We start from the raw sequence: 5691 nt of genomic DNA, 5'->3' as shown, positions 1-5691 counted from the left end.
TGCCGTCGCCTTGAGCGCGGTGCGCGCCCCGTCGTTGAAGCTGTCCGGGGTGCCCATCACCTCCTTGGGGTACAGCGGGGTGAACAGCGCGCGCCTGGTCCGCAAGGCCACCGCCGCGGCCGGTTCGCCGGCGGGTGCCGAGGAGGCCGCCGTGGTCGTGGTGGCGTCCTCCGCCCCGGCCGAGGAGGCCGCCCCGGCCGCCCAGGTCCAGGCCGACGCCGTCGCCGAGGAGCCCGCCCCGGCGAAGAAGGCGGCCCGCAAGACCGCCAAGAAGGCCACCGCGAAGAAGGCCGCCACCAAGAAGACGGCGGCCAAGAAGACCGCGGCGAAGAAGACGGCGACCGCCAAGAAGGCCGCGACCACGAAGAAGACCGCAGCCCCCGCCCAGGACTGACTGGTCTCGTCCCCGTCGTGAACCGTGTGGACCGTCCTCCACCGAGGACGGTCCACACGGCTTGACCCCGATCGGAAATCAGGAACCCACCCGATGAACAACACTCCCGCCCCCCGCGTGCGCAAGGCCGTCATTCCCGCTGCCGGTCTCGGAACGCGCTTCCTGCCCGCCACCAAGGCGACGCCGAAGGAGATGCTGCCGGTCGTCGACAAGCCGGCGATCCAGTACGTCGTGGAGGAGGCGGTCTCGGCGGGTCTGTCCGACGTCCTCATGGTCACCGGCCGCAACAAGCGTCCGCTCGAGGACCACTTCGACCGCAACTACGAGCTGGAGGAGGCGCTGACCCGCAAGGGTGACGCCGACCGGCTCGCCCGCGTCCAGGAGTCCAGCGAGCTCGCCACCATGCACTACGTGCGCCAGGGCGACCCGCGGGGTCTCGGCCACGCCGTGCTGTGCGCCGCGCCGCACGTCGGCGACGAGCCGTTCGCGGTCCTGCTCGGCGACGACCTCATCGACCCGCGCGACCCGCTGCTCGCCCGCATGCTGGAGGTCCTCGGCGGGCAGCGCGGCAGCGTCGTCGCGCTGATGGAGGTCGAGCCGTCGCAGATCCACCTGTACGGCTGCGCCGCCGTCGAGCCGACCGACGACGCCGACGTCGTCCGGATCACCGGTCTCGTCGAGAAGCCGGCCACGGACGAGGCGCCCAGCAACCTCGCCATCATCGGCCGCTACGTCCTCGACCCGGCCGTCTTCGACGTCCTGCGCGAGACCGAGCCGGGCCGCGGCGGCGAGATCCAGCTCACCGACGCGCTGCAGAAGATGGCGCTCGACGAGGAGCTGGGCGGCCCCGTGTTCGGCGTGGTCTTCAAGGGCCGCCGCTACGACACCGGCGACCGCGGCGACTACCTGCGCGCCATCGTGCGGCTGGCCTGCGAGCGCGAGGACCTCGGCCCGGACTTCCGTGCCTGGCTGAAGGGCTTCGTGGCCGAGACCACCGACGAGGCCGGGATTTGACCCCTTACGGGACCCGCCCGTAATCTAGACCGTCGGCGTGTCTTTTTGATATGCCGCACCCTCTGAGCACCTCCCTCCCGGTCCGCCGGGAGAGGCCGCTCGTCCGATCCCGGAAATCGCTGTGGGCCCCAGGCCCGCGCGTGGGCGGCTGGCGTCAGGGGCCCCCGTTACCGAGTGAGAGAGAGATCCGCGTGTACGCCATCGTGCGCAGCGGTGGTCGCCAGCACAAGGTTGCTGTCGGCGACATCGTTGAGGTTGACAAGATTTCCACCGCCAAGATCGGCGACACGGTCGAGCTCTCGACCCTGCTCGTGGTCGACGGCGAGGCCGTGACCAGCGACCCGTGGGTCCTGGCGGGCATCAAGGTGCAGGCCGAGGTCGTGGACCACACCAAGGGCGCCAAGATCGACATCCTGCGGTACAAGAACAAGACCGGCTACCGCCGTCGCCAGGGTCACCGTCAGCAGTACACGGCGATCAAGGTCACGTCCATCCCGTCGGCCGCGAAGTAAAGAGGGACTGAGCAATGGCACACAAGAAGGGCGCATCGTCCACCCGGAACGGTCGCGATTCCAATGCCCAGCGGCTCGGCGTGAAGCGCTTCGGCGGTCAGGTCGTCAACGCGGGTGAGATCCTGGTCCGCCAGCGCGGCACCCACTTCCACCCGGGCGCGGGCGTCGGCCGTGGCGGCGACGACACGCTGTTCGCCCTGCAGGCCGGTTCGGTGCAGTTCGGCACCTTCCGTGGCCGCAAGGTCGTGAACATCGTTCCGGTCGCCTGATCGGACGTTTTGCGGAGGCGGACCTCACTTCCCGTAAGGGAAGCGGGTCCGCCTTTCGCGTGTTACTAGATAGACAGTCCCACCCATAGCTTTTCTGGAGGCACAGAACCATGACCACCTTCGTGGACCGCGTCGAGCTGCACGTCGCCGCGGGTAACGGGGGCCACGGCTGCGCCTCCGTGATGCGGGAGAAGTTCAAGCCGCTCGGCGGCCCCGACGGCGGCAACGGCGGCCGCGGCGGCGATGTGATCCTGGTCGTCGACCAGTCGGTCACCACACTTCTCGAATACCACCACTCGCCGCACCGCAAGGCCACCAACGGCAAGCCCGGCGCGGGCGACCACCGGGCCGGCAAGGACGGCCAGGACCTGGTCCTGACCGTGCCCGACGGCACCGTCGTGCTCGACAAGCGGGGCAACGTCCTCGCGGACCTGATCGGCCAGGGCACCACCTACGTCGCCGCCGAGGGCGGTCGCGGCGGCCTCGGCAACGCGGCGCTGTCCTCCGCCCGCCGCAAGGCCCCCGGCTTCGCGCTGCTCGGCGAGCCCGGCGACCTCCAGGACATCGTCCTCGAACTGAAGACGGTCGCCGACGTGGCGCTCGTCGGCTACCCGAGCGCCGGCAAGTCCTCGCTGATCTCCGTCCTGTCGGCCGCCAAGCCGAAGATCGCGGACTACCCGTTCACGACGCTCGTCCCGAACCTCGGCGTGGTCACGGCCGGCTCGACCGTCTACACCATCGCCGACGTCCCCGGCCTCATCCCCGGCGCCAGCCAGGGCCGCGGCCTCGGCCTGGAGTTCCTCCGCCACGTCGAGCGCTGCTCGGTGCTCGTGCACATCCTCGACACGGCGACGCTGGAGTCCGACCGCGACCCGGTCAGCGACCTCGACGCCATCGAGGAGGAGCTGAAGCAGTACGGCGGCCTCGAGGACCGGCCGCGCGTCGTCGTCCTCAACAAGATCGACATCCCGGACGGCCAGGACCTCGCGGACCTCATCCGCCCCGACCTCCTGGAGCGCGGCTACCGCGTCTTCGAGGTCTCCGCGGTCGCCCGTACGGGCCTGAAGGAGCTGTCCTTCGCCCTCGCCGACATCGTCGGGAAGGCCCGCGCCGCGAAGCCCAAGGAGGAGGCGACCCGGATCGTCCTCCGCCCGAAGGCGGTCGACGACGCCGGCTTCACCGTCACCTACGACGAGCAGGAAGACGTCTACCGCGTGCGCGGCGAGAAGCCGGAGCGCTGGGTCCGCCAGACCGACTTCAACAACGACGAGGCCGTCGGCTACCTCGCCGACCGGCTCAACCGCCTCGGCGTCGAGGACCAGCTGATGAAGGCCGGCGCCCGCGCCGGCGACGGCGTGGCGATCGGCTCCGAGGACAACGCGGTCGTCTTCGACTGGGAGCCCTCGATGATGGCCGGTGCCGAGATGCTCGGCCGCCGCGGCGAGGACCACCGCCTGGAGGCCCCGCGTCCGGCGGCCCAGCGCCGTCGCGACCGCGACGCGGAGCGGGACGAGGCGCAGCGCGAGTTCGACGACTTCCAGGCGATCTAGTACGGAGCGGGGCGGCGGTGGTCAGGCGGTCCCGCCACACCACCGCCCGTGTGCGGCGCATTCGTGACGCTCCCTGGCGCGTTCGTGACCTTCCCACGTTCTTCCTGAAGTGACCTTCGGCCCTTGTCGGTGCAATCCGGCAGGGGCCGTTCGGGTGGCCATTCCGCCTTACCGTCAAGATCACTAGAGTGCGATGTCAGTCTCACGACAGACAAGGAAGAGCTGATGCACTCCGCCAGACGTGCACGTTTCACTGCCCTTGCCACCCCGCTGGTTGCCGGTCCGCTGATGCTGGGGGCGACCTCGGCGCAGGCCGTCTCCGGCACCGCGGCTGCCGCCGCCGGCGGCTACACCGTGCGCCTCGACATAGGCGACGGCACCCGGGCCTGCTCCGGAACCCTCGTGGACCCGCGCTGGGTGATCACCGCGGCCTCCTGCTTCGTCGACAACCCGGCCTCCGGTGCCGTGCCGGCCGCCGGCGCGCCGGCGCTGAAGACCGTGGCCACCATCGGGCGGGGCGACCTGACCACCACCACGGGTCTGGTGACCGAGGTGACCGAGCTCGCGCCCTACCAGGGCCGCGACCTCGTGATGGCCCGCCTGGCGAAGCCGACCACGGGCATCGCCGGGATCACCCCGGTCGCCTTCGCCACGACCGCGCCGGCCGCCGGTGAGACGCTGAAGGCCGCCGGCTTCGGCCGTACCAAGACCGAGTGGTCCCCGCTCGCCGTGCACACCGGCTCGTTCGCCGTGGACGCCTCCAACGTGCCCGCAGCCGGGGAGCTGTCCGTCACCGGCCAGGACGGCGCGGCCGCCTGCGCAGGCGACGCCGGTGGCCCGCTGGTCCGGGAGGTGGCCGGCAAGACCGAGCTCGTCGCGGTCAACAGCCGCTCGTGGCAGGGCGGTTGCTTCGGCCAGGACCCGGCCGAGACGCGTACGGGAGCCGTGGCGAGCCGGGTCGACGACGCGGCGGTGGCGACCTGGGTGAAGCAGGTCAAGGACCGGCTGCGCGAGGTCGTGTACACGGCCGACGTCACCGGCGACGGCGCCGAGGACCTGATCGTCCTGGGCACCGATGGCAAGGTCATGGTGCGCAACGCCCTGAAGAGCGTCGCCACGACGCCCGGACAGCCCGTCTACCGCTTCGGCAACCCCGTCCTGTGGAGCCAGGGCTGGGGCAACTTCCTGGGCCAGCCGGGTCAGGGCCGGCTCTACTTCGCGGACATCAATGGTGACGCGAAGGCGGACCTGATCGTGCACGGTACGGACGGCAAGGTCGCCGTGCGGATCAACAAGGGCACGTACTTCGACGGCGGTACGGACTGGAGCCAGGGCTGGGGCAACTTCCTGGGCCAGCCGGGTCAGGGCCGGCTCTACTTCGCGGACATCAATGGTGACGCGAAGGCGGACCTGATCGTGCACGGTACGGACGGCAAGGTCGCCGTGCGCACCAACAAGGGCACGTACTTCGACGGCGGTACGGACTGGAGCCAGGGCTGGGGCAACTTCCTCGGCCAGGAAGGTCAGGGCCGGCTCTACTTCGCGGACATCACGGGCGACGCGAAGGCGGACCTGATCGTGCACGGTACGGACGGCAAGGTCGCCGTGCGCACCAACATGGGCACGTACTTCGACGGCGGTACGGACTGGAGCACCGGCTGGGGCAACTTCCTCGGCCAGCCCGGCAAGGGGCACCTCTACTTCGGTGACGTGAACGCCGACAACAAGGCCGACCTGCTCGTCCACACGACCGACGGCAAGATCGCGGCCCGCCTCAACAGCGGCACGTACTTCGCCATCGCCCCGGGCGACGACTGGATCTGATCCCACGGGAAAAGGGGTGCGGGCCCACGGGCCGTCCTCCTCCTGGTCCTCGCCGTCGCAGCGGCCACCACCGCCGCCGCCCGGCACAAGCCCAAGCCCCTCGGCGACGACGTCGTCTACGGCCCGAA

6 protein-coding genes are annotated in these 5691 nt (G+C 70.6%); all 6 read left to right on the top strand.

The annotated features are described in order from the left end of the window. Positions 1–394, top strand: a 394-nt coding sequence (locus tag ABZ693_RS35800; RefSeq protein WP_359885676.1) for a hypothetical protein, incomplete at its 5' end; no start/stop codon positions are given. Positions 395–487: 93 nt separating this feature from the next. Continuing rightward, positions 488–1408: a UTP--glucose-1-phosphate uridylyltransferase GalU gene (galU, locus tag ABZ693_RS35795; protein WP_359885675.1), complete on the top strand. Its 921-nt coding sequence runs from the start codon at positions 488–490 to the stop codon at positions 1406–1408. Positions 1409–1599: 191 nt separating this feature from the next. Continuing rightward, on the top strand, positions 1600–1920 hold the full coding sequence (gene rplU / locus ABZ693_RS35790) for a 50S ribosomal protein L21 (protein WP_189975195.1): 321 nt from the start codon (positions 1600–1602) through the stop codon (positions 1918–1920). Positions 1921–1934: 14 nt separating this feature from the next. Continuing rightward, on the top strand, positions 1935–2189 hold the full coding sequence (gene rpmA / locus ABZ693_RS35785) for a 50S ribosomal protein L27 (RefSeq protein ID WP_010476314.1): 255 nt from the start codon (positions 1935–1937) through the stop codon (positions 2187–2189). Between the two features lie 110 nt (positions 2190–2299). Beyond that, a complete protein-coding gene (gene obgE / locus ABZ693_RS35780) occupies positions 2300–3739 on the top strand; it encodes a GTPase ObgE (RefSeq protein ID WP_359885674.1) in 1440 nt (479 codons plus the stop codon). A 225-nt stretch (positions 3740–3964) separates the two neighbouring features. Further along, a complete protein-coding gene (locus ABZ693_RS35775; RefSeq protein WP_359885673.1) occupies positions 3965–5563 on the top strand; it encodes a trypsin-like serine protease in 1599 nt (532 codons plus the stop codon). The last annotated feature ends 128 nt before the right edge of the window (positions 5564–5691 follow it).

The sequence above is a fragment of the Streptomyces laurentii genome, from assembly GCF_040635425.1.
Classification (GTDB): Bacteria; Actinomycetota; Actinomycetes; order Streptomycetales; family Streptomycetaceae; genus Streptomyces; species Streptomyces laurentii.
The sequence above is the reverse complement of the archived record's forward strand: the minus strand, read 5'-3'. Positions and strand labels throughout refer to the sequence as shown.

Bases quoted from the DNA above. Each gene is read 5' to 3' on its own strand.
- ABZ693_RS35775 (WP_359885673.1), top strand. From the start codon at position 3,965: ATGCACTCCGCCAGACGTGCACGTTTCACTGCCCTTGCCACCCCGCTG.
- obgE (WP_359885674.1), top strand. From the start codon at position 2,300: ATGACCACCTTCGTGGACCGCGTCGAGCTGCACGTCGCCGCGGGTAAC.
- rpmA (WP_010476314.1), top strand. From the start codon at position 1,935: ATGGCACACAAGAAGGGCGCATCGTCCACCCGGAACGGTCGCGATTCC.
- galU (WP_359885675.1), top strand. From the start codon at position 488: ATGAACAACACTCCCGCCCCCCGCGTGCGCAAGGCCGTCATTCCCGCT.